The sequence below is a fragment of the Streptomyces sp. NBC_00576 genome (genome assembly GCF_036345175.1).
Taxonomy (GTDB): Bacteria; Actinomycetota; Actinomycetes; order Streptomycetales; family Streptomycetaceae; genus Streptomyces.
On record NZ_CP107780.1, the window covers coordinates 7,930,182 to 7,950,940 of the forward strand.

Consider the following 20,759-nt stretch of genomic DNA (forward strand, 5'->3'; position numbering starts at 1 on the left):
ACAAGCCGTCTGACGAACTGACTTCCTACGAACCGACCTTGCGCTTGTTCCAGACGTCGAACCCGACCGCGATCAGCAGGGCGAGGCCCTTGATGACCTGCTGCCAGTCGGTGCCGACGCTGAGAAGGTTCATGCCGTTGTTCAGCACACCGAGGACGAGACCGCCGATGATGGCGCCGAGGATGGTGCCGACACCGCCGCTCATGGACGCGCCGCCGATGAACGACGAGGCGATCGCCTCCAGTTCGAAGCTGAGGCCGGCCTTCGGCGAGGCCGCGTTCAGACGGGCGGCGACCACCAGACCCGCCACGGCCGCGAGCACGCCCATGTTCAGGAAGACGAGGAAGGTGACCTTCTTGTCCTTGACGCCGGACAGCTTCGCCGCCGGCAGGTTGCCGCCGATGGCGTAGATGTGACGGCCGAAGACGGCGTTGCGCATCACGTAGCCGTAGCCGACAACCAGGATGCCGAGGATGAGCAGGATGATCGGCGCGCCCTTGTAGCTGGCGAGCAGCATGGTGACGGTGAGGATCGCGGCGGCGATGGCGACGAGCTTGAGCAGGAAGAGGTTCCTGGGCACCACTTCTAGCGCGAACTCCTGCTGACGCTTGCGGTCCCGGACCTCCTGGAGAACCGCGAAGGTCAGCAGGGCGAAGCCCAGCAGCAGCGTGATGTTGTGGTAGTTGGTGTCCGGGCCGACCTCCGGCAGGAAGCCGTTACCCATTTTCTGCAGGCCGTCGGGGAACGGGCCGAGCGTCTGGCCCTTCAGGAGCATCTCCGTCAGACCACGGAAGATCAGCATGCCCGCGAGGGTGACGATGAAGGAGGGTATGCCGAGGTAGGCGATCAGGAAGCCCTGCGCCGCGCCGGCCACCGCGCCGATGGCCAGGCACAGCACCAGCGCGAGGGGCCAGGACAGACCGTGTTGCACCGTCAGTACGGCCGCGAAGGCGCCGGTGAACGCCGTGAGCGAGCCGACCGACAGGTCGATGTGGCCCGCGATGATCACCAGCATCATGCCGATCGCGAGGATCAGGATGTAGCTGTTCTGGAGGACCAGGTTGGAGACGTTGCGCGGCAGCAGCAGGTCGCCGTCGGTCCATATCTGGAAGAGGACGACGAGCAGGCCGAGCGCGATCAGCATGCCGTACTGGCGCATGTTGCGGCGCAGGCCGTCCACCACGAGCCGGAGCAGCCCGCCGCCGGTGGCTGAGCCCCCGCCCTTCCCGGGCGGCGCGGCCGCCGGGCTCTTGTCCGTCACGTCCGTGCTCATCGCGTTACCTCTTTGTCCTTCGTCATCTGGCGCATCAGTACTTCCTGCGTGGCCTCGGCCCGCGGGAACTCGCCCGTGAGCCGTCCGGCGGCCATCGTGTAGATGCGGTCACACATTCCGAGCAGTTCGGGCAGTTCGGAGGAGATGAAGACGACCGCCTTGCCCTCGGCGGCCAGCTGGTCGATGACCGTGTAGATCTCGAACTTGGCGCCGACGTCGATACCGCGCGTCGGCTCGTCCAGGATCAGCACGTCGGGACCGGCGAAGATCCACTTGCTGAGGACGACCTTCTGCTGGTTGCCGCCGGACAGCTTGCCCACCGGCTCGAAGACGGTGGGCGCCTTGATGTTCATCGACTTGCGGAAGCCCTCGGAGACCTGCCGCTCCTCCTGCTCGTCGACGACGCCCCGCTTGGCCACCTTGTTCAGGGCGGTCAGGGAGATGTTGCGGTTGATCGTGTCGATGAGGTTGAGGCCGTAGTGCTTGCGGTCCTCCGTGACGTAGGCGATCCCGTGTTCGACCGCCTCCGCGACGGTCTTCGTACGGATCTCCTCGCCGTCCTTGAGGACCGTGCCGCCCGCGTACCGGCCGTAGGAGCGTCCGAAGACGCTCATGGCCAGCTCGGTGCGTCCGGCGCCCATGAGGCCGGCGATGCCGACGATCTCCCCGCGCCGCACCTGGATGGACACGTCGTCGACGACCTTGCGCTGCTGGTCGATCGGGTGGTGCACGGTCCAGTCGCGGATCTCCAGGGCCGGAGCCGCGTTCTTCTCCGCCTCGTGCGGGGTGCGCTCGGGGAAGCGGTGGTCGAGGTCGCGGCCGACCATGCCGCTGATGATCCGGTCCTCGGTCGTCTCAGGTGACTTCACGTCGAGCGTCTCGATGGAGTGCCCGTCGCGGATGATCGTCACCGAGTCCGCGACCTTGCGGATCTCGTTGAGCTTGTGGGAGATGATGATCGAGGTGATGCCCTGGTTCTTCAACTCCAGGATGAGATCGAGGAGTTTGTCGCTGTCCTCGTCGTTCAGCGCCGCCGTCGGCTCGTCGAGGATGAGGAGCTTCACCTTCTTCGACAGCGCCTTCGCGATCTCCACGAGCTGCTGCTTGCCCACGCCGATGTCGGTGACGCGGGTTTCCGGGTGGTCGGTCAGACCGACCCGACGCAGCAGCTCGGTGGCGTGCCGCAGGGTCTCGCGCCAGTTGATGAACCCGCCCTTGGCATGTTCGTTGCCGAGGAAGATGTTCTCCGCCAGGGAGAGATACGGCGACAGCGCCAGCTCCTGGTGGATGATCACAATGCCGTGCTGCTCGCTCGCCCGGATGTCCTTGAACCGGACTTCCTCTCCCTCGAAGAGGATCTCGCCCTCGTAACTGCCGTGAGGGTGGACGCCGGAGAGCACCTTCATCAAGGTGGACTTCCCGGCACCGTTCTCACCGCAGATGGCGTGGACCTCGCCCTGACGGACGGTCAGTGTGACGTCCGACAGCGCCTTTACGCCGGGAAAGGTCTTGACGATCGAGCGCATTTCCAGGACGGGTCCCGCCATGGTCGTGCCTTCCTATCCTTAAGAGCCGACGCTTACTTGAGCTGGTCCGCCGTGTAGTAGCCGCCCTGGACGAGTTCCTTCTCGTAGTTGCTCTTGTCGACGCTCACCGGCTGCAGCAGGAAGGCGGGGACGATCTTGGTGCCGTTGTCGTACGACTTGGTGTCGTTGATCTCGGGCTTCTTGCCGTTGAGGGAGGCGTCGACCATGTCCGTGGCGACCTGGGCGAGCTTGCGCAGGTCCTTGTAGACGGTCATCGACTGCTGGCCGGCGATGATCGACTTCACCGAGGCCAGCTCGGCGTCCTGGCCGGAGATGACGGGCAGCGGCTTGTTCTTGGCGCCGTAACCGTCCGACTTCAGCGCGGCGAGGATGCCGATGGAGATGCCGTCGTAGGGCGAGAGGACCGCGTCGACCCGGCCGCTGGTGTACGTCGAGGTGAGGATGTCCTCCATGCGCTTCTGGGCGGTGGCGCCGTCCCAGCGCAGCGTGGTGACCTTGGTCAGCTCGGTCTGGCCGGACTTGACCACCAGCTTCTTGCTGTCGATGTACGGCTTGAGCACGCTCATCGCACCGTTGAAGAAGTACTTGGTGTTGTTGTCGTCGTTGGAGCCGGCGAACAGCTCGATGTTGAACGGGCCCTTGCCGCTCGCCACACCCAGCTTGTCCACGAGGTAGGTGGCCTGGAGCTCGCCGACCTTCTGGTTGTCGAAGGACGCGTAGTAGTCGACGTTCTTAGTGCCGAGGATCAGGCGGTCGTAGGAGATGACCGGGATCTTGGCGTCGGCGGCCTGCTGGAGAACGTTGTTCAGCGACTTGTTGTCGATGGCCGCGACGATCAGGGCCTTGACACCCTGGGTGATCAGGTTCTCGATCTGCGAGACCTGCTGGTCGGGGTCGTCCTCGCCGAAGACCAGCTTGGTCTTGTAGCCCTTGGCCTGGAGGTCCTTCACGACGTTGGCGCCGTCGGTGATCCAGCGCTCGGAGGACTTGGTGGGCATCGCGATGCCGATGGTGCCGCCCTTGGCGCTGTCCGCGCTCGCGTCGCTGCCACCCTCGCCGCTCTGACCACAGGCGGAGAGGGAGAGGGCGAGGGCGGCGGAGGAGGCTATGGCGGAGAGTACGGCTCTGCGAGAACGCATGATCATCATCCTTGATGTCTTGGGGCGGGCCTGGAGCGGTCTGCGGTACGGGCGCCCGGAAGGTGGAGCGGGTGGGACAGAGATGGGACAGACGAGTCGTGTCGGAGTCTGTGCGACTGCGTCGGGTTTTGTGAAGGGGGTTTGTCCGTAACGTTATGCAGGCGTTTCGAACCGCTTCAGCGCGCCAGGCAGTCGCGAGCCGAGCGGCGCCATGTCGCCGTCCGCTCCGTGCCGTGCGAGAAGGTCCAGGGCGAGCCGGCCGCGCCGCACTCTCTCCTTGGCCGTGTTCAGGGCCAGGTCGCGCATGTGGTTCCCGTAGGGGTAGATCCCGGGCGCCTTCGACAGACCGAACTTCAGGTAGAGCGGTGCGCCGCGCCGGATCAGCTCGGCGACCTCGTACATCCGGATGTAGCCGCCGAGATCGTCGGGGGCCTCGATGTACATGTCCATGGGAGCGGCGGAAACCCGCCGGATCTCGGTGAGGTGATCGAGCGTCAGGTCGCTCGGCACGTTGATCGAGTCGCCGCCGAGGTTCTCGTACACGGCGTACGCGGCCGGGTTCACCGGCCCGATCAGCGCCGACACCTTGAGCGTCGTCTCGGCCGGGATGATCCCGGCGAGCCGCGCCCGGTGCAGGGCCCACAGCACGCCCTCGTCGGCGACGAGCAGGCACTGCACCCCCAGCTCGGTCGCGCGTACGGCGTCCTCGACACACCCGGCGACAGCGTCGTGACCCCGGGCGCGCAGTCCGCCGCCCTTGGAGTCGGTGCGGGTGGAGCCACCGATGTCCCAGGTGCCGCGCGGGCCGGTGAACAGGCAGAGCTCGATGTCGCGCTCGGCCGTCGCCTCCACCATCTCGGTGATCTCGGCGTCGGTGAGCATCCAGACACCGCTGCCCTGGCTGACCCGGTGGATCGGCACATCGAGCCGCGAGGACTCCTTGAGGACCACGCCGAGCGCCTCGGGCCCCTCCACGGAGGGAACCTCGGTGCGCCAGCGGCCGCCGCCGGGGAAGGCGTGCGGAGAGGCGTCGGAGGGATCGAGGGCGGGCGCGTTCAGGCCGAGCGCGGCGAGCGCCTGCTCTCCGGGGCGGCGGGCTGCGGAGGCGGTGGTGTCGGTCACAATCTGTCCTTCAGGGTCGGCAGGTCCGGCAGTTTCGGCGGGTTCGCCAGGTCCGGCGCATTCGGTATTTCGGACATGGTTCGCGGCTCTGGGTGCACAAGACTTTTGGATGTACGCCGGTACGGAGTCGTCAGGTACCCCGTACCGGCGTACGGCTCAGGGGTGTGTCATGGCCGCAGCAGGACCTTTCCGACCTTCGGGTCGCCGGACCCCACCAACTCGATGGCCTGCGGAAACTCCTCCAACGGGAGCTCGTGCGTGACCAGCGGCAGCGGATCGAGGAGCCCGGCCCCGAAGACCCGCACCGTGTGCGCCCAGGCATCCGGCGCGGCACCGAACACGGTGTGCACCTCCAGCTGCCGTACGACGAGATCCGTCGGGTCGAGCCCGTCCGCACCCGGCGCCGGGATCCCCGTAAGGACCAGCCGCCCACCGCGCCGCAGCAGGGCGGCGGCGGTACGCGCGGCGTCCGCGGACCCGGCGGTCTCGATGACGACGTCGAAGTCGTCGGGGAGCTCCTGGTCCTTGGTACGGAAGTCCGTGGCACCGAACTTCTTCGACAGCTCGGCCCGGTCCGGACGCGTCCCCACGACGAGCAGCTCGGACGGCGAGCCCGCCTTCAGGAACTGAATGGCGAACATCCCGAGCGTCCCCGTGCCCACCACGGCGACCCGCTCACCCGGAACGGCTTTCGCCTTGAGCGCGGCGGCCGCGATGCACGCGGCCGGCTCCAGCAGCGCCGCCGCCGTGAGATCCGCGTCCTCGGGCAGAACGTGCAGCAGACGGGCGGGCAGCGTCAGCGTGGTGGCCATCGCACCGGGCTCGGTGAACCCGGTCTCCTCGTACCCCGCCGTGCACAGAGTGGTCTCGCCCGCGTGACAGCGGTCGCACACCTGGCAGTTGCGGAAACCTTCGCCAACCACCTTGCGGCCTACGAGAGTCGAAGGCACCCCGGCCCCGACCGCCGTCACCGTCCCGGACCACTCGTGGCCCGGGATGAGGGGGTAACGGACGTACCCCTCCGGCCTGTTGCCCTGGTAGACCTCGCGGTCGCTGCCGCAGATGCCGGCGGCGTGGACCCGTACGAGGGCCTCGCCGGCCTCCGGCTGACGAGGCTCGTGCGGCACCAGACGGTGCTCGCCCGGAGCCTCGATCACCACGGCGCTGCTCACTCGGTCCCCTTGGGCTTGCGCTGCTCCCAGCCCTCGGCCCACAGGTCGAAGCGGGCCTGCTGCTGCGGGAACTCCGCCGCCGCGTCCACGTCCAGCTCGACCCCGAGGCCGGGCTTGTCGGAGAGGTGGAAGTAGCCGTCCACGACCTCAGGGGCTCCCGAGACGATCTTCTTGATCTCCGCGTCCGCGAAGTCGTTGAAGTGCTCAAGGATCTTGAAGTTCGGGGAGGTGAACCCGACCTGGAGGGAGGCCGCGGTCAGCACCGGTCCGCCCACGTTGTGCGGCGCGACCAGCGTGTAGTGGGTCTCGGCGGTCGCGGCCAGCTTGCGGGTCTCCCAGATGCCGCCGATGTGGCCGACGTCAGGCTGGATGATGTCCACGGCCTGGCTCTCGAAGAGCTCCCGGAACTCGATCCGGTCGTGGATCCGCTCACCCGTGGCCACCGGGATGTCGACCTTGGCGGCGACCTTCTCCAGCGCCTTCAGGTTCTCCGGCGGGCAGGGCTCCTCCAGCCACGCGGGCTTGAAGGGCGCCAGGTCCTTGGCGAGGCGGATGGCGGTGGCGGGCGAGAAGCGGCCGTGCATCTCCAGCATCAGCTCGGAGTCCGGCCCGATGGCGTCGCGCACGGCCTCGATCAGGGAGACCGCGTACATGCTCTCCGCGTGGTCCAGCTCGAAGTGGCCGGTCCCGAAGGGGTCGATCTTGAGCGCCTTGTAACCGCGCTCCATGACTCCCTGCGCCGCCTTGTGGTACGCCTCCGGGGTGCGCTCGGTGGTGTACCAGCCGTTGGCGTACGCCTTGACCTTGTCGGTCACCTTGCCGCCGAGCAGCTGCCACACCGGCACGCCGAGGGCCTTGCCCTTGATGTCCCAGCACGCCATCTCGATGACGGCGATGCCGGACATCACGATCTCGCCGGCCCGGCCGTAGTCGCCGTACTTCATGCGCTTGACCAGATCCTCGACAGCGAACGGGTCGGAGCCGAGAATGTGATTGGTCTGTGCCTCGTGCAGATAGCCGAGCAGCGCGTCGGTGTGGCCCAGCATGCGGGTCTCGCCGACGCCGGTGAGTCCCTCGTCGGTGTGCACCTGGACGTAGGTCAGGTTCCGCCACGGCGTCCCGACCACGTGCGTGCTGATTCCCGTGATGCGCACGGTACTCCCTAAGTCCTCTGTGGCCTGTTCGAGATTTCGTCACTTGTTCGAAATGCTGTCGCGACACTAAGGACGCTTCGGGCAGGGTGTCAATGGGGTGAACGCACAACCCTTGCCACTTCTTGGACTACCGCCATCCGTTCCCACAATGCCGCAGCGACACCCCTCCCGCCCATTGCCTGCCGCGTTATCCAACCGTGACGGCTTCCCTGGCGCAGCCCTCTTGACCGCCGCTGATTGTTAGCGCTCACAATGACCTCCGCTTCACCAGTTCGTCTGACAATGGCATCCGAGGAGGTATGAGCGTTATGTCGACAGTGCCCCAACTCGCCCTTCCGCCCGACGCCTTGGGGCTTTCCGGAATCCCGGCGTGAAGCCGACGGCGCGGAAACACCCGCCCACACCACACGACTTATCCGCAGCAGACCGCCAAGGAGGTGCAGCCGTGGCCCACACCCAGACCAACTCCCAGCTCCGGCCGCCCACCATGGCTGACGTGGCACGCCAGGCCGGCGTGTCCCACCAGACCGTGTCCCGCGTACTGGGGGACCACCCCAATGTGCGGGACGAGACACGGGCCAGGGTGCTGCAGGCCATCGAGGAGATGGGCTACCGCCGCAACTCCTCCGCCCGGGCCCTGGCGACCCGCCGCACCCTGACCCTGGGTGTGGTCGCCTCCAACACCACGCTCTACGGGCCCGCCAGTACGCTGTTCGCGCTGGAGGAGGCGGCACGCGCCGAGGGGTACCTCGTCTCGACGGTCAGCCTGCGCGAACTGACGGTGAAGACACTGTCCGAGGCCCTGCACCGCCTCAGTGAGGGCGGGGTGGAAGGCGTGATCGCCCTCGCCCCGCAGCGGTCGGCGGTCCAGGCCCTCACCGAACTGCGACACCCCTTCCCGGTGGTGGCCGTGGGCACCGGATCCGGCGTGGAGATCCCCAGCGTCAACGTGGACCAGCAACTGGGAGCGCGGCTGGCCACCGGTCATCTGCTGGCCACCGGCCACCGCACGGTCTGGCATCTCGCCGGGCCCGAGAACTGGCAGGAGGCGGTCGACCGGGCCGACGGCTGGCGGGCGACCCTCGAAGCGGCGGGCGTCGAACCGCCGTCGCCGCTGCGGGGAGACTGGAGCCCGCTGTCGGGTTATCGTGCGGGCCAGGAACTCGCCGGCTGGGTGGGTCGCGGTCTGACTTCCGTCTTCGTCGCCAACGACCAGATGGCGCTGGGGGTGCTGTGGGCGCTGCGTGAGGCGGGCGTGCGCACCCCCCAGGACGTCGCGGTGGTCGGCTTCGACGACATCCCGGAGTCGGAGTTCTTCGCCCCGCCGCTCACCACCGTCCGGCAGGACTTCTCGGCGGTCGGCAAGCAGAGCATCGCCCTGCTGCTGGACCTCATCGAGGGCCGGACGCCCTCCGGGACGTCACAGGTCGCCATCGAGCCCCAACTCCTCGTCCGCGCCAGTACGTTCCCGTACGCCCCTCAGTCGGGGACCGCTCCCGGCTGACGCGACACCGACCCGTTCGACGACCGTCCTCGCCCCATCGGCGCGGCCGATATCTCGAACAATGATCGACAGGTTGGACGTATCCCGACCTGTCACACCGAGCCCCACGAGTACCAAAAAGGCACCACCCAGCACCACCAAGCCCCACGAGTACCAACGAGCACCACGAGTACCAGCGGGCCCATCACCGGGCCGGCGGCTCTTCAAAGGAGAAGACACATGCTCAACAGAAGGAACTTCCTCACTGCGGCGGTCGGCGTGGCGGCTGCGACGAGCCTGGCGGCCTGTGCCAAGAAGGACGAAACCGGCTCCACCGGCACCGGCGGCGGCGACGACAAGATCGTCCTCGGCTTCTCCCAGGTCGGCTCGGAGAGCGGCTGGCGCAGCGCCAACACCGACTCGGTGAAGGAAGCCGCCAAGCAGGCCGGCTACAACCTCAAGTTCTCCGACGCGCAGCAGAAGCAGGAGAACCAGATCTCCGCGATCCGCAACTACATCACCCAGGGCGTGGACGTCATCGCCTTCTCCCCGGTGGTCGTCACCGGTTGGGACGGGATCCTGAAGGAGGCCAAGGCCAAGAAGATCCCCGTGGTCCTCACCGACCGCTCCGTCGAGACCACCGACGAGTCCCTTTTCGTCGCCCTGGTCGGCTCCGACTTCACGGACGAGGGCCGCCGCGCCGGCAAGATCCTGGAGAAGGTCCTGGAGAAGGCCGGCAAGAAGGGCCCCATCAAGATCGCCCAGCTGGAGGGCACCACCGGTGCCGCCCCCGCGATCGAGCGCGCCAAGGGCTTCAAGGAGGTCATGGACGCGGACCACGCGGACGACTGGAAGATCGTCGTCAGCCAGACCGGTGACTTCACCCGCGCCGGCGGCAAGCAGGTCATGGCCGCCTTCCTGACGTCCAACCCGGACATCGACGTGCTGTTCGCGCACAACGACGACATGGGCATCGGTGCCATCCAGGCCATCGAGGCGGCCGGCAAGAAGCCCGGCAAGGACATCCTCATCGTCACGGTCGACGGTGTGAAGGACGGCTTCATCGCGATGTCCGAGGGCAAGATCAACGCCATCGTCGAGTGCAACCCGCTGCTCGGCCCCCAGCTCATGGAGGTCGTCAAGAAGGTCAAGAACGGCGAGACGGTCGAGCGCTGGATCAAGACGAAGGAGGGCGACTTCATGCAGGACCAGGCGAAGGCCGCGCTCCCCACCCGCAAGTACTGACCGACCGCACCCATCGGCAGGGAGCCTCCACCCGACCGAAGCCTCCGCACGGAGGGCGGTCCAGGGGGCTCCCTGCGGGCCTGAACAAATCGCAGGCCTGAACGAATCGGGCCTGAGGAAAAACCGTGGGCCTGAACAAGATTCAAGAGGAGCGCTGCCATGGCAGAGCCGCGGCCCGTCCTGGAAATGACGGGCATAGTCAAGGAATTTCCGGGGGTACGGGCTCTGTCGGGTGTCGACTTCCGGCTCTTCCCCGGCGAGATCCACGCCCTGATGGGTGAGAACGGAGCCGGCAAGTCCACCCTCATCAAGGTGCTGACCGGCGTCTACCCGCTGGACGGCGGCACGATCGCCCTCGACGGGCAGCCCGTGCAGATCGACAGCCCGTTCCAGGCACAGCAGGCCGGCATCAGCACCGTCTACCAGGAGGTGAACCTCTGCCCCAACCTGTCGGTGGCGGAGAACATCTTCATCGGACGTGAACCCACCCGCTACGGCCGCATCCAGTGGAGCCGTATGCGCAAGGACGCGGCGGAGCTGGTCGACCGGCTCGGCCTCGACCTCGACGTCACGGCGCCCCTGTCCTCGTACCCGCTGGCCGTGCAGCAACTGGTCGCGATCGTACGGGCGGTGGGCACCGGCGACAGCGACGGCGCCGGAGCCGGCACCAAGGTGCTGGTCCTCGACGAGCCGACGTCCAGCCTCGACCGCGACGAGGTCCTCGAACTGTTCCGCCTGATGCGCCAGCTCAGGGACGAAGGCGTCGCGATCCTGTTCGTCTCGCACTTCCTCGACCAGATCTACGAGATCTGCGACCGCATGACCGTCCTGCGCAACGGCACCCTCGTCGGCGAGCACATGGTCAGCGACCTCGACCAGGTCGGACTGATCCAGCTCATGATCGGCAAGGCCATGGACCAGCTGGAGGGGCTCCACGAGCACCAGCTGCACGCCGAGGTCGGCGAGCCGCTGCTCCAGGCGGAAGGCCTCGGCAGGACGGGCGGTATCGCCCCCTTCGACCTGGAGATCAAGAAGGGCGAGGTCCTGGGTCTGGCCGGCCTGCTCGGCTCCGGCCGTACCGAACTCGCCCGGCTGCTCTTCGGCGCCGACCAGCCCGACAGCGGCAAGGTCACCATCGGCGGCAAGCAGGTCTCGATGAGCGCCCCGAACGACGCCATCGGCGCCGGGGTCGCGTTCTGCTCCGAGAACCGCAAGACCGAGGGCCTGGTACCCGACCTGACGGTACGGGAGAACATCATCCTCGCCCTCCAGGCGTCCCGCGGCTGGACCCGGCCCATCCCGGTCGCCCAGCGCGACGAACTCGTCGCCAAGTACATCAAGGCGCTGGACATCCGCCCCGCCAACCCGGAGGCCCGAGTAGGCCAGTTGAGCGGCGGCAACCAGCAGAAGGTCCTCCTGGCCCGCTGGCTGATCACTCAGCCCAAGCTGCTGATCCTGGACGAACCGACGCGCGGCATCGACGTCGGCGCGAAGGCGGAGATCCAGAAACTCGTGGTCTCGCTCTCCGAGGAAGGCATGTCCGTGCTGTACATCGCGGCCGAACTGGAGGAGGTCCTCCGGCTCAGTCACACCATCGGGGTGCTGCGCGACCGCAAGCTGGTCGCCCAGATCGCCAACGGGCCCGAGATCACCCCCACCCGGATCCTGGAGACCATCGCGAGCGGAGAGCACCAGTGACCACCCCGCCCACTCCCACTCCCCGATGGCGAACGCTGACGCAGCACCACCTGTTCTGGCCGGTGGCCGTGCTGGTCGTCCTGCTGCTGATCAACGTTCCTTTCACCCCCGACTTCTTCTCGATCAAGATGGCGGACGGCCACCTCTACGGCAGCCTCGTCTCGATCGTCCTGTTCGGCTCACCGCTCATCCTGGTGGCGGTCGGCATGACCCTGGTCATCGCGACCGGCGGCATCGACCTCTCCGTCGGCGCCGTGGTCGCCATCACCGGCGCCCTGACCTGCTCGTACATCAGTGACCAGGCCGACCAGGACTCCCTGTCCGGAGTCTTCCTGGCCATGGGCATCGGCCTCGTGGCCGCGGTCGTGTGCGGTCTGTGGAACGGCTTCCTGGTGGCGAGAATGGGCATCCAGCCCATCATCGCGACCCTCATCATCATGGTCGCGGGCCGAGGCGTGGCCCAGCTGATCACCGACGGCCAGATCATCACGATCAACAGCGAGCCGTACAAGCTGATCGGCGGCGGCTACTGGCTGACCCTGCCCTTCTCGATCTTCGTGGTCGCGGCGGTCGTGGCCGTCACGGTGGCCCTGACCCGCCGCACGGCCCTCGGCCTCCTCGTCGAGTCGGTCGGTGGCAACGCCGAGGCCAGCCGTCTGGTCGGCATCAGGTCCATGCGCATCAAGATCATGGTGTACGTCTTCTGCGCCCTGTGCGCCGGCATCGCGGGCCTCATGATCAGCTCCAACACCTCGGCGGCGGACGGCAACAACGCCGGCCTGTGGATCGAGCTCGACGCGATCCTCGCCGTGGTGATCGGCGGCACCTCGCTGCTGGGCGGCCGGTTCTCCATCGGCGGCACGGTGGTCGGCGCCCTCGTCATCCAGACCCTGACCACCACGATCTACACCATCGGCGTACCGACCCAGACCAACCTGGTCTTCAAGGCCGCCGTCGTCATCGTCGTCTGCCTGCTGCAGTCCCCGAAGTTCCGCGCCAAGGTCTTCGGCAACAAGTTCGGCTCCGGAACGGGAACCGGCGCGAAGGGCAGCGGCAAGTCGGCCGCCACCCCGACCGACACCGCCCCGACCACCGCGGCAGCCCCCAAGATGGAGGTGTCGTGATGAGCACGACCACACAGACGCCCAAGACTCAGGGCAGTGGCAAGGCCACGTCCACGACGTCCAAGGCCGCGCGGCTGCTCGGCGACCGGCGTCTGCCCGTCCTGGTGACCGCCGCGCTCTTCATCGCGATGTACCTCGTGGGCCTCGGCCGCTACCAGAACTTCGGCTTCGGTGAACCGCAGGTCTTCCTCAACCTGTTCATCGACAACGGCTACCTGCTGGTCGCCGCGGTGGGCGCCACCTTCGTGATCCTCTCCGGCGGCATCGACCTCTCCGTCGGCTCCGTGATCGGCTTCACGACCATGCTCACGGCATGGCTGGTGGAGAAGCAGGGCCTGCCCATCGTGGTCGTCATCCCCATCGCGCTGGGGGTGGGCGCGTTCGGCGGCTTCCTGATGGGCTATGTGATCCACAACTTCGAGATCCAGCCCTTCATCGTGACCCTCGCCGGCCTCTTCCTCTTCCGGGGCCTGTGCCTGGTCATCAGCAAGGAGTCGATCGCCATCGACGACTCCTTGGTGAGCAGCATGGCGCAGGCGCAGGCGCAGCTGGGGGTGGGCTTCCTGTCGATCGGCGCGATCATCGCGCTGGTGGTCCTGGCCATCGCCTTCTACGTCCTCCACTACACGCGCTTCGGCCGGCGCGTGTACGCCATCGGCGGCAACGAGAACTCGGCCATGCTGATGGGCCTCCCGCAGGGCGGCACGAAGATCGCCGTGTACACGGTGAGCGGCTTCTGCTCCGCCCTGGCGGGCCTGCTGTTCACCCTGTACATCCAGTCGGGCGACCCGCTGCACGCGACCGGCATGGAACTCGACGCGATCGCCGCGGTCGTCATCGGCGGCACGCTGCTGACGGGCGGCTCGGGCTATGTCCTGGGCACGCTGTTCGGTGTCCTGGTCCTGGGCCTGATCAAGAGCATCATCCAGTTCGAGGGGACGCTCAGCTCCTGGTGGACGAAGATCGCGACGGGCGTGCTGCTCTGCGCGTTCATCCTGATCCAGCGGGCCATGACGACCCGTAAGAAAACCTGAGCGTCCGAGCCGAACGGGAAACTCTCCGGCTCGGGGCGGTCCGTCGCGCGTACACCGCGCGACGGACCGCTTCTGCGTGCCAGAACGTGTCAGAAGATGGCGCGGATTGGTCGGGCTTGACCTCAACTGGGCAAACGCGAAACGCGAGTCCCGCACGGAATCTTCACAGGGACTCCTAGGAACGTTCCCTGCGCGGAACTTATTCTTCCCGCGTCATGGACTACTGCCACCAGTGCCAACGGCACCTCAACGGCGCACTCGCCTGCCCGGGGTGCGGCTCATCGATCGCACCTCTCCATACGTACCCGGAGGAGACCGACGCCCGCCCGGATGCGGAGGCGGACGCGGTCGACTCCACCGGTGCTGTCGACGAGGCAGTGCGCCCTGGGCGGGCGGCGGCCCGGAAGGCGGGTCGCGGACGCGGACGCGAGGTGGCTGCCGCTGCCCCCGCCGCAGACGCCCACGAGTACGAGTACGAGTACGAGGCCGAGTACGAGTACGAGCACGAGCACGAAGCCGAGGACGCCGGGCGGGCAAGCGGCAGCCGACGTGACCGCAAGGCCGCGGCGCACCGGCGGCGACGGAAGCGGGCGCTGCTCGTCGCTGCGGGGTTCGTGCTCGCGGCGGGCGGACTGAGCCTCGCCGAGCTGGGCACGGACGCGCCGGGTTCGAACCCGAACGCAGCGACGGCAGACGGCGACACGGCGGACGACACGGCGACGAAGGAGGCCGGCGACAAGGGGTCGCCCCTGTCCGACACGTCGGCCCCGGGGGGTACCGACGCGCCGGACTCGGCATCCCCGGACGCGTCCCCGCCCCCGTCGCCGTCAGCGTCGGAGAGCTCGGGATCACCGTCCCCGTCGGTCTCGCCGAGCGGCAGCAAGGCCCCCCAGTCCGGGCCGATCGGCACGGCGCCGACACCGATCAGGGGGAACTCCTCCCCGACCCCGACACCCTCGACGACCCCGTCCACGGCCCCGACCACAGCGGACCCGACTCCGGAACCGTCGCCTTCGGAGACGTGCGAGAGGTTTCTTTGGTGGTGTAGCTAGGGGGAGGCGGCGGCGGTGGCACTCACACTCGACTCTACGGGGCGTGGAGTTGCCCCTGAGCCGCTTCGCAGTGGCGATCGATTCTGCTTGGTGCGGCTGGCCCGTATGGCGGTCATCGTCATCGGCCTACATTCAGATTCGCTCGCCATCTGCGAGGCCGGTCCGCTCTCTGAATTGAGTGAACGGCACCCTAGGTCCAGCTTGGCGACAGCCCGTTGGGCTCTCCGTACGGCACTGGCTGACCGGTGAGGGCGTCCAGGAGGATGCGGTCAGCGAGCGGCTTCCGCAGCTCAACCTTCACGCTCTGTTCGGTCATGTCAGTGCTGCAGGGGCCGCTCTGTGCCCCGGCGATGGAGGCGTATAGCACTACGTTCTCGTCCGTCTCCAGCACCTTCACGATGGGGCCGTCGTCGCAGGCTCCGTGAGTGGCCTTCACCGTGATGGACCGGCCGTCCATCGCCGTCCCGGCCAGCCGGGTGACACGCCTGAGACCGCCGACAGCCCCTTGCTGAGCCTGTTCGATTGGCGGCCTGGGAAGTTTTGACGGGGTGACTGCGACCCGCTTTAGCGGGGTGTCGTAGCCCTCCAGCGTGAACAGCCAAGCGGGAACGGTCGCCGTGCCTCGGCTCGTGGCGATCGTCGTTTCACCGAGCCTCGCTCCCACCACGGTCAGTTGGGGTCCCTCACCGTTGTTGAGGGCGAATGACTGGTACGCCTTCTTAGCTCCCGACAGTGGGCGGGTCAGAGTGTCTCCGTTTCCCCAGTCCACCTTCTCGTGCTTGGTGGTAGCAGCCGGCAATTTGCCCCGCAGGACGAAGTTCTTGGTCTCGTAGGCTTGCTTGTCTGCCTTGCTACGCCAACCGGATTCCGGTACCTGCACCCCATCGGCCATCGGATAGTAGCCCTCGCCCCATGCAGCGGCGGACGCGGACCCCTGCCAGGCGTCGGCAACTTGACGGGCCCGCCTCTCCTGCTTCTGCAGTGACTGGGCATCGCCATCGTCGGCGCGCGGGCTGTCGCCGCAACCGGCAAGGAGGCAGACACCCAAGAGGGGTGCGAATAGCAGGCCGACGAGGCGTTTCGCTTGCGTGTTCATGGCGTTCCCTTGGAGGCTACCGACGACGGATTCCCTGCTGAAAGCATGGCGCTGATGCTCTTCAACTCCTAGCGCCAGCCCGGTCCACACCTTCGACGCGGCGGGAGGCATACGGGTTCATGCATGGCCTCTCGCGCCGCTTGCGGCGTTTTCGACAAACCGCAAATGGCGAGGGGACGGCGCACGGCTAATAGACCTTCAGGTCTTCCCAGGAGAGCACGAGACCCAGCGGCTCGTACCAAGTGCTGCGGTCCGCTTGAGAGTCGGAATCTCCGCAGGGCTGGTCGGCATAGCTGCCGCCCGACGTGATGCCCAGAGCCGTTTCGCCGCTGAAGAGGGCTCCTCCGCTGTCACCAAACACATCGCAGTTGCTCGCCTCGGTCATGTTCTTGAGCGTGGTGCCTTCGTCGTAGGTAACCGTTGCGTTCGTCGAGAGCACCATGCCCACCAAGTCCTGGGACATGGTCCCCACGCGCTTCACCTTCTCCCCCTCGAACGCAGAGGCTGAACGCGAAATCTGCCCTTCTGAGCCGTCTTTGTACTGGATTGTCCCGTACGGCGTGACATCGGGGTTGGTGTACTTCACCACGCCGTAGTCGGACTGGTTTACGTCGTTTCCGTAGGCCCAGTCGGTGGCCCTCCCCAGGGGAACCTCCCCGCCCCTTCGGCGCCAGGTGACAGCGCCGTTGGCCATGCAATGTCCGGCAGTGATCATGTACTTGTTGCCGTCGTCGTCCTGCACGTTGAATGCGGCACTGCAGGCTCGAGTCCGGGTGATCCCGCCGGAGGTGTAGTCCGATAATATGCCCAGACCGCCGCGCATGGCGTAGGCGGTCGATTCGATCTTGCCAGAGCGTTCCGTTATGTCGACCGCATCTCCAAACCCGGAGGCGGCATTCTCAATCCGGGACCTGTCGGTGGCGGAAACCCCGTCGTAGATCTGTACGTCGACCCGGTTGCCGCTCTGGTCAATGCTCCAGGCGGTGTTGGGGATCCCTGCCAGCTGATCCAGTTTTGCTTTGGCGGAGTCGAGGTCGGCCGTGCTGTGGGGGACGACTTCCGCTACTGCGCCGGCACTTTGCACGGTTTCCGCCGAGGCCTGGTCGGTGACCGCCACCACGAGTCGTCCGTCGCGGTAGTAGACGCCTGCTGCGCGCTCCTTACCCAGCTGGCTGGCGATCGATGCCGCCTTGACTGGATCGGTGAGTGGCGGCGGCGCCGCTTGGGTGGCGGTCGTGGTGGTCAGCGTGAGTACTCCGCCGACCGTCGCCGCGATCATTCCCCGGTGCACGTGACGTCTTCGCATGTACGGTCCTTACCCTCTCGAATGATGGGCCTCTGGTGATCGAAATGCTTAGTGCGAGGCTAGTGGAGCAGCGTTTGGCGAGGGGTGGACCAGGCACGACAATTTCGGCGGTGGCGGTACGTTGACCTGAACTCGCGGGCTGCGGCCAGAAGTGACACCGTGGGGGCGCTTCTCTGGCTTGGCCGCACGGGGGGTGAGTGTCCCGTCCACGTCGAGGAACAGCAGTGGTCGGTTCATGATTCCCCCGGTCTGTTCAAATCCCGGCGTGGTGAGTGTGATCACCGCATCGGAGACGTCCTGGATAGCCCCGCTCGCCGGGCTGAGTCCGCGCTGTTTCGGCAAGTTGGTGACCATGTTGCAGCGCGACGGAGCAGGGCGGTCCGTCGGGGCCGGCCATGGAGCCTGTCGCTGGAAGACCGGGTGCTGCTGGTCACGGCCTACTGGCGCACGAACTTGACGCTGCACCAGCTTGCCCCGCTTGTTCGGCGTCTCCAAGTCCGCAGCCGAAGGAAACAGGGATCACGATCACCAGACGACAAAGCCCCCGCCCTGAACGGGACTTCCCGGACACCTCCAAGCGAGCCCGGACAGGCCGTCGCGTCGAGCGGGCGGGGGCCAATCGCATCGTTCCCAGGCACTGCCACGGGTACCGTTCTGGTGTCGAGTCAGAACGGAGCCCAGTATGCCCCCGCATATGGACGAGCACACGGGCGCACGCATCGCACGCGCGCGCAAAGCCCGCCGGTTGACGCAACGTGAGTTGGCCGATCTCTCGCATGTCTCGTACAGCACGCTGACCAAGGTGGAGCAAGGCAACCTGCCCGCTAGCCCGTCGGTTACCGGGGCGTTGGCCCGCGCCTTGTCCGTGGCGGTGACCGATCTGACCGGGCAGCCCTACCTCGACGAACTGCGACAGGACCAACTGGACGGTCTGATCAACCCGATCCGCGAGGCACTGAACATCTACGACTTGGGCCCCGACCCGGACGTGACCCCGCGCCCGGTGACGGAACTGGAAGCCGACGCGGACAGGCTCTGCGCCATGGTCCGCGCGACGAACATCAAACAGGTCGCCGCCGACCTGCCGGCCCTGATCCACGAGGCCACAACGACCGCGCACATCACACCGATTGACCGCAACTGGCGCCTGCTCGCGAGCGCGTACCGGACCGCGTACGACGTGACCACGAAGCTCGGGTTCTCCGACCTGTGCACGGTTGCTCTGGACCGCCTGGACTGGGCAGCGCAGCGGGCATCGGACCCGGTACTGGGCGGGATGCGTCAGTATCTGCGGGCTCTGGCCTATTTCCGGGCGAGCGACTACCGCACGGGTGGGCGACTGGTCCGCTTGGGAATGGCCACCCTGGAGCAGGCCGAGACGGGCCGCGTTCGGGATGTCCTCACCGGACAACTCCACCTCGGCGCTGCCGTATTGGCCGGCCGCTCCAAGGACAAGGAGACAGCCGAGGGACACCTCGGTGAGGCACAGCGCATCGCCGAGCGGACGGGCCCGGCGGAGAAGGTGCACTGGCTGTCGTTCGGCCCGACCAATGTCGGTGTGCACCGCGTGAGCGTGCTCGCGGAACTCGACCAGTACACCGAGGCCGTACAGGCTGCGCAGGAGATCCCGATTCCGGACGAGTGGCCCCCGTCCCGGCTGGCGCATCACCATGCCGAGGTGGCGCGGGCGGAGATGTGGACAGGTCGTACGGACGCGGCGTTCAAGAGCCTGATGAGAGCACGCAAGCTCGCCCCGCAGCAGACCCGGTACCACCCCACAGTGCGCGAGACCTACTCCGGACTGGAAGCGGCCAGGCGCAGAATGCCGGACACCTTCAACAACTTCGGTTCCTGGCTGGGTATGTGACGCTGCGTCAAGCGAAGGCTGGGGCTATCAGCGATGTCTGATAGTTCCGGCCTTCTGTTGTCCCCACGATGTGGAAGTGCAAAGACCCCCGCGACCGTGCGACCGGTCCGGGGGCGTGGCCCACCACTTCGAGGAGTGATGAACATGGCCGAGCGTAGCGCTGCCGCGCTGCACTGGCTTCTGGTGCCCCTGGTTCTCTGGGGCCTCACCCGTCTGTTCCCACCGACCGGCACCCGCCGGAAGGCACCGACGGCAGTGCGAACCGTCGTGACCGGCAAGAACACAGAGAATCACGCACACCTGGCAGCACGGGTGCCTGCTCAGCATCGGTCGCCGTACAGCACCGACCACGCACCCCTGGACGGCGCGGCATCCCGCCTGTCACGGCCGTACCTGCCCACGGTCGTCGACATGATGTCCGGGGTGGCGGTGGTTCCGTGTGCGGCCCGTGTGCGCCCGTACCTCACGGCACGTGAGCGGGTCGCCCGATGGAGCAGGCGCACGGCCCTGGTGCTGGCCTCGGACTTCGGGGTCGACCTCGACACCAGGGACATCCATTCCGTACTGGACGGGGTGAGGTCCCGATGACCGGCGCGCGGGTCACAGCATCCGTGAGGCTGGCCGAAGACGCCATGCTGCGCGCCTACCGGTTGTGGTTCGAGCACACCCGCAAGTGCGCCGGCTGCAAGAGCGTCCGCAAGGCACTGGACGGCTGTGAGAATGGCCAGGGACTGTGGGGCGCCTACCGCCGCGCATATGCCGGGGGTTCTCGATGAACGCGGCCCCCAGTGCTGCGCAGCGCGAAGACGTGGAGTTCCTGTCGGCTGAGTGCGCAGTCGGCCGACGGGCCGGCTACGAGGCTCTGCACGGGCGGTGCAGCCAGACCGAGGACGTGCCCCTGCCGCACGGCGGAGGCCTACTGCTGATGCGCCGCTGCCCGTGTTCCTGTCACACAACAGAGCGGGCAGCGCTGTGAGGCCCGCCCTCGGCTCGGCTTCGACGCCGGACCACCCCTACGTGTCCGGGCGCTGCACGATCGGCACCCACGGTCGGTGCCGGGACGCGGAGCCCCGCGAGAGCGGCACTCCAGGAGTGCGATACCTGGTGTGCACGTGCTGTTGCCACCGCCTGCCCCTGATCCTGGTGAAGGGGCCCCGGTCATGACCAACGCCCTACCAGCCGGTCGAGTTGGTACCGGGTCTGCTGGGAGATCGCGCGAGACGGGCGGGTGTGGAAACCGGCACACTCACCGGGCGGGATGTACTGAGCATGCTCGTAAGCCTCCGTGACTGCCTTCCGGTGGCCGTCGCGGATCCCGAGGCGGTACGCGCTGCGGCTGACACCTCCGACGGATGGTCGTAAGAGTCGGACACGATGGCCGGCCGCACGCACCAGACCCCGTTCGAGGGGTCGTGGCTGCCCTACTTTGGATGCCCGAATCGACGAC

At 67.2% G+C, this 20,759-nt stretch carries 17 protein-coding genes and 1 pseudogene; 10 read left to right on the forward strand and 8 right to left on the reverse strand.

Translation table 11 applies throughout. The annotated features are described in order from the left end of the window. Positions 1–25: 25 nt before the first annotated feature. The 6 genes from mmsB to OG734_RS34495 all read right to left on the reverse strand — a co-directional run bounded on the left by mmsB (position 26) and on the right by OG734_RS34495 (position 7,407). Positions 26–1,273, reverse strand: coding sequence for a multiple monosaccharide ABC transporter permease (gene mmsB / locus OG734_RS34470; protein WP_330291334.1), 1,248 nt, complete (start codon positions 1,271–1,273; stop codon positions 26–28). Continuing rightward, on the reverse strand, positions 1,270–2,820 hold the full coding sequence (mmsA, locus tag OG734_RS34475; RefSeq protein WP_330291335.1) for a multiple monosaccharide ABC transporter ATP-binding protein: 1,551 nt from the start codon (positions 2,818–2,820) through the stop codon (positions 1,270–1,272). Before mmsA ends, mmsB begins: the two co-directional genes overlap by 4 nt. Before the next feature lie 32 nt (positions 2,821–2,852). Further along, positions 2,853–3,959 carry a multiple monosaccharide ABC transporter substrate-binding protein gene (chvE, locus tag OG734_RS34480; RefSeq protein ID WP_330291336.1) on the reverse strand — a complete coding sequence of 369 codons (1,107 nt, stop codon included), beginning with the start codon at positions 3,957–3,959 and terminating at the stop codon, positions 2,853–2,855. 153 nt (positions 3,960–4,112) lie between these two features. Next, positions 4,113–5,081: a hypothetical protein gene (locus tag OG734_RS34485; RefSeq protein WP_330291337.1), complete on the reverse strand. Its 969-nt coding sequence runs from the start codon at positions 5,079–5,081 to the stop codon at positions 4,113–4,115. A gap of 167 nt (positions 5,082–5,248) precedes the next feature. Next, on the reverse strand, positions 5,249–6,253 hold the full coding sequence (locus OG734_RS34490) for a zinc-dependent alcohol dehydrogenase (protein ID WP_330291338.1): 1,005 nt from the start codon (positions 6,251–6,253) through the stop codon (positions 5,249–5,251). Next, positions 6,250–7,407 carry a mandelate racemase/muconate lactonizing enzyme family protein gene (locus OG734_RS34495; protein ID WP_330291339.1) on the reverse strand — a complete coding sequence of 386 codons (1,158 nt, stop codon included), beginning with the start codon at positions 7,405–7,407 and terminating at the stop codon, positions 6,250–6,252. Before OG734_RS34495 ends, OG734_RS34490 begins: the two co-directional genes overlap by 4 nt. A gap of 487 nt (positions 7,408–7,894) precedes the next feature. Here OG734_RS34495 and OG734_RS34500 point away from each other — a divergent pair, with 487 nt between their 5' ends. From OG734_RS34500 to OG734_RS34525, 6 genes are all read left to right on the forward strand, one after another. After that, positions 7,895–8,911: a LacI family DNA-binding transcriptional regulator gene (locus OG734_RS34500; protein ID WP_330293902.1), complete on the forward strand. Its 1,017-nt coding sequence runs from the start codon at positions 7,895–7,897 to the stop codon at positions 8,909–8,911. 219 nt (positions 8,912–9,130) lie between these two features. Further along, positions 9,131–10,135, forward strand: a complete 1,005-nt coding sequence (locus tag OG734_RS34505) for an ABC transporter substrate-binding protein (RefSeq protein WP_330291340.1) — start codon at positions 9,131–9,133, stop codon at positions 10,133–10,135. A gap of 159 nt (positions 10,136–10,294) precedes the next feature. After that, positions 10,295–11,833: a sugar ABC transporter ATP-binding protein gene (locus OG734_RS34510; protein ID WP_330291341.1), complete on the forward strand. Its 1,539-nt coding sequence runs from the start codon at positions 10,295–10,297 to the stop codon at positions 11,831–11,833. Then, entirely contained in the window at positions 11,830–12,957 is a 1,128-nt protein-coding gene (locus OG734_RS34515; RefSeq protein WP_330291342.1) for an ABC transporter permease, read from the forward strand. The genes OG734_RS34510 and OG734_RS34515 overlap by 4 nt, the downstream gene beginning before the upstream one ends. After that, entirely contained in the window at positions 12,957–13,991 is a 1,035-nt protein-coding gene (yjfF, locus tag OG734_RS34520; RefSeq protein ID WP_330291343.1) for a galactofuranose ABC transporter, permease protein YjfF, read from the forward strand. Before OG734_RS34515 ends, yjfF begins: the two co-directional genes overlap by 1 nt. 215 nt (positions 13,992–14,206) lie before the next feature. Further along, a complete protein-coding gene (locus OG734_RS34525) occupies positions 14,207–15,043 on the forward strand; it encodes an SCO2400 family protein (RefSeq protein ID WP_330291344.1) in 837 nt (278 codons plus the stop codon). Positions 15,044–15,233: 190 nt separating this feature from the next. Here the strand turns inward: OG734_RS34525 and OG734_RS34530 are convergent, their stop codons facing one another. Then, the gene (locus tag OG734_RS34530; protein WP_330291345.1) at positions 15,234–16,139 is read right to left on the reverse strand and encodes a hypothetical protein; all 906 of its coding nucleotides are present in this window, start codon (positions 16,137–16,139) and stop codon (positions 15,234–15,236) included. A gap of 187 nt (positions 16,140–16,326) precedes the next feature. Beyond that, positions 16,327–17,445: a S1 family peptidase gene (locus OG734_RS34535; RefSeq protein ID WP_330291346.1), complete on the reverse strand. Its 1,119-nt coding sequence runs from the start codon at positions 17,443–17,445 to the stop codon at positions 16,327–16,329. Between the two features lie 265 nt (positions 17,446–17,710). Between OG734_RS34535 and OG734_RS34540 the strand changes: the two are divergent. The 4 genes and pseudogenes from OG734_RS34540 to OG734_RS34555 all read left to right on the forward strand — a co-directional run. Next, positions 17,711–17,968: pseudogene (locus OG734_RS34540) on the forward strand (helix-turn-helix domain-containing protein); the annotation flags it as partial. Positions 17,969–18,127: 159 nt separating this feature from the next. Next, complete coding sequence (locus tag OG734_RS34545) at positions 18,128–19,312, forward strand: helix-turn-helix domain-containing protein (protein WP_330291347.1); 1,185 nt, start codon at positions 18,128–18,130, stop codon at positions 19,310–19,312. Positions 19,313–19,456: 144 nt separating this feature from the next. Further along, positions 19,457–19,900 carry a hypothetical protein gene (locus tag OG734_RS34550; protein WP_330291348.1) on the forward strand — a complete coding sequence of 148 codons (444 nt, stop codon included), beginning with the start codon at positions 19,457–19,459 and terminating at the stop codon, positions 19,898–19,900. Further along, positions 19,897–20,088, forward strand: a complete 192-nt coding sequence (locus tag OG734_RS34555; RefSeq protein ID WP_330291349.1) for a hypothetical protein — start codon at positions 19,897–19,899, stop codon at positions 20,086–20,088. Before OG734_RS34550 ends, OG734_RS34555 begins: the two co-directional genes overlap by 4 nt. Positions 20,089–20,759 lie beyond the last annotated feature (671 nt).

What these genes read in the sequence shown, in the direction of transcription:
- mmsB (WP_330291334.1), bottom strand. Translation starts at nt 1,273, where the DNA reads ATGAGCACGGACGTGACGGACAAGAGCCCGGCGGCCGCGCCGCCCGGG.
- mmsA (WP_330291335.1), bottom strand. Translation starts at nt 2,820, where the DNA reads ATGGCGGGACCCGTCCTGGAAATGCGCTCGATCGTCAAGACCTTTCCC.
- chvE (WP_330291336.1), bottom strand. Translation starts at nt 3,959, where the DNA reads ATGCGTTCTCGCAGAGCCGTACTCTCCGCCATAGCCTCCTCCGCCGCC.
- OG734_RS34500 (WP_330293902.1), top strand. Translation starts at nt 7,895, where the DNA reads ATGGCTGACGTGGCACGCCAGGCCGGCGTGTCCCACCAGACCGTGTCC.
- OG734_RS34505 (WP_330291340.1), top strand. Translation starts at nt 9,131, where the DNA reads ATGCTCAACAGAAGGAACTTCCTCACTGCGGCGGTCGGCGTGGCGGCT.
- OG734_RS34510 (WP_330291341.1), top strand. Translation starts at nt 10,295, where the DNA reads ATGGCAGAGCCGCGGCCCGTCCTGGAAATGACGGGCATAGTCAAGGAA.
- yjfF (WP_330291343.1), top strand. Translation starts at nt 12,957, where the DNA reads ATGAGCACGACCACACAGACGCCCAAGACTCAGGGCAGTGGCAAGGCC.
- OG734_RS34525 (WP_330291344.1), top strand. Translation starts at nt 14,207, where the DNA reads ATGGACTACTGCCACCAGTGCCAACGGCACCTCAACGGCGCACTCGCC.
- OG734_RS34530 (WP_330291345.1), bottom strand. Translation starts at nt 16,139, where the DNA reads ATGAACACGCAAGCGAAACGCCTCGTCGGCCTGCTATTCGCACCCCTC.
- OG734_RS34535 (WP_330291346.1), bottom strand. Translation starts at nt 17,445, where the DNA reads ATGCGAAGACGTCACGTGCACCGGGGAATGATCGCGGCGACGGTCGGC.
- OG734_RS34545 (WP_330291347.1), top strand. Translation starts at nt 18,128, where the DNA reads ATGCCCCCGCATATGGACGAGCACACGGGCGCACGCATCGCACGCGCG.
- OG734_RS34550 (WP_330291348.1), top strand. Translation starts at nt 19,457, where the DNA reads ATGGCCGAGCGTAGCGCTGCCGCGCTGCACTGGCTTCTGGTGCCCCTG.
- OG734_RS34555 (WP_330291349.1), top strand. Translation starts at nt 19,897, where the DNA reads ATGACCGGCGCGCGGGTCACAGCATCCGTGAGGCTGGCCGAAGACGCC.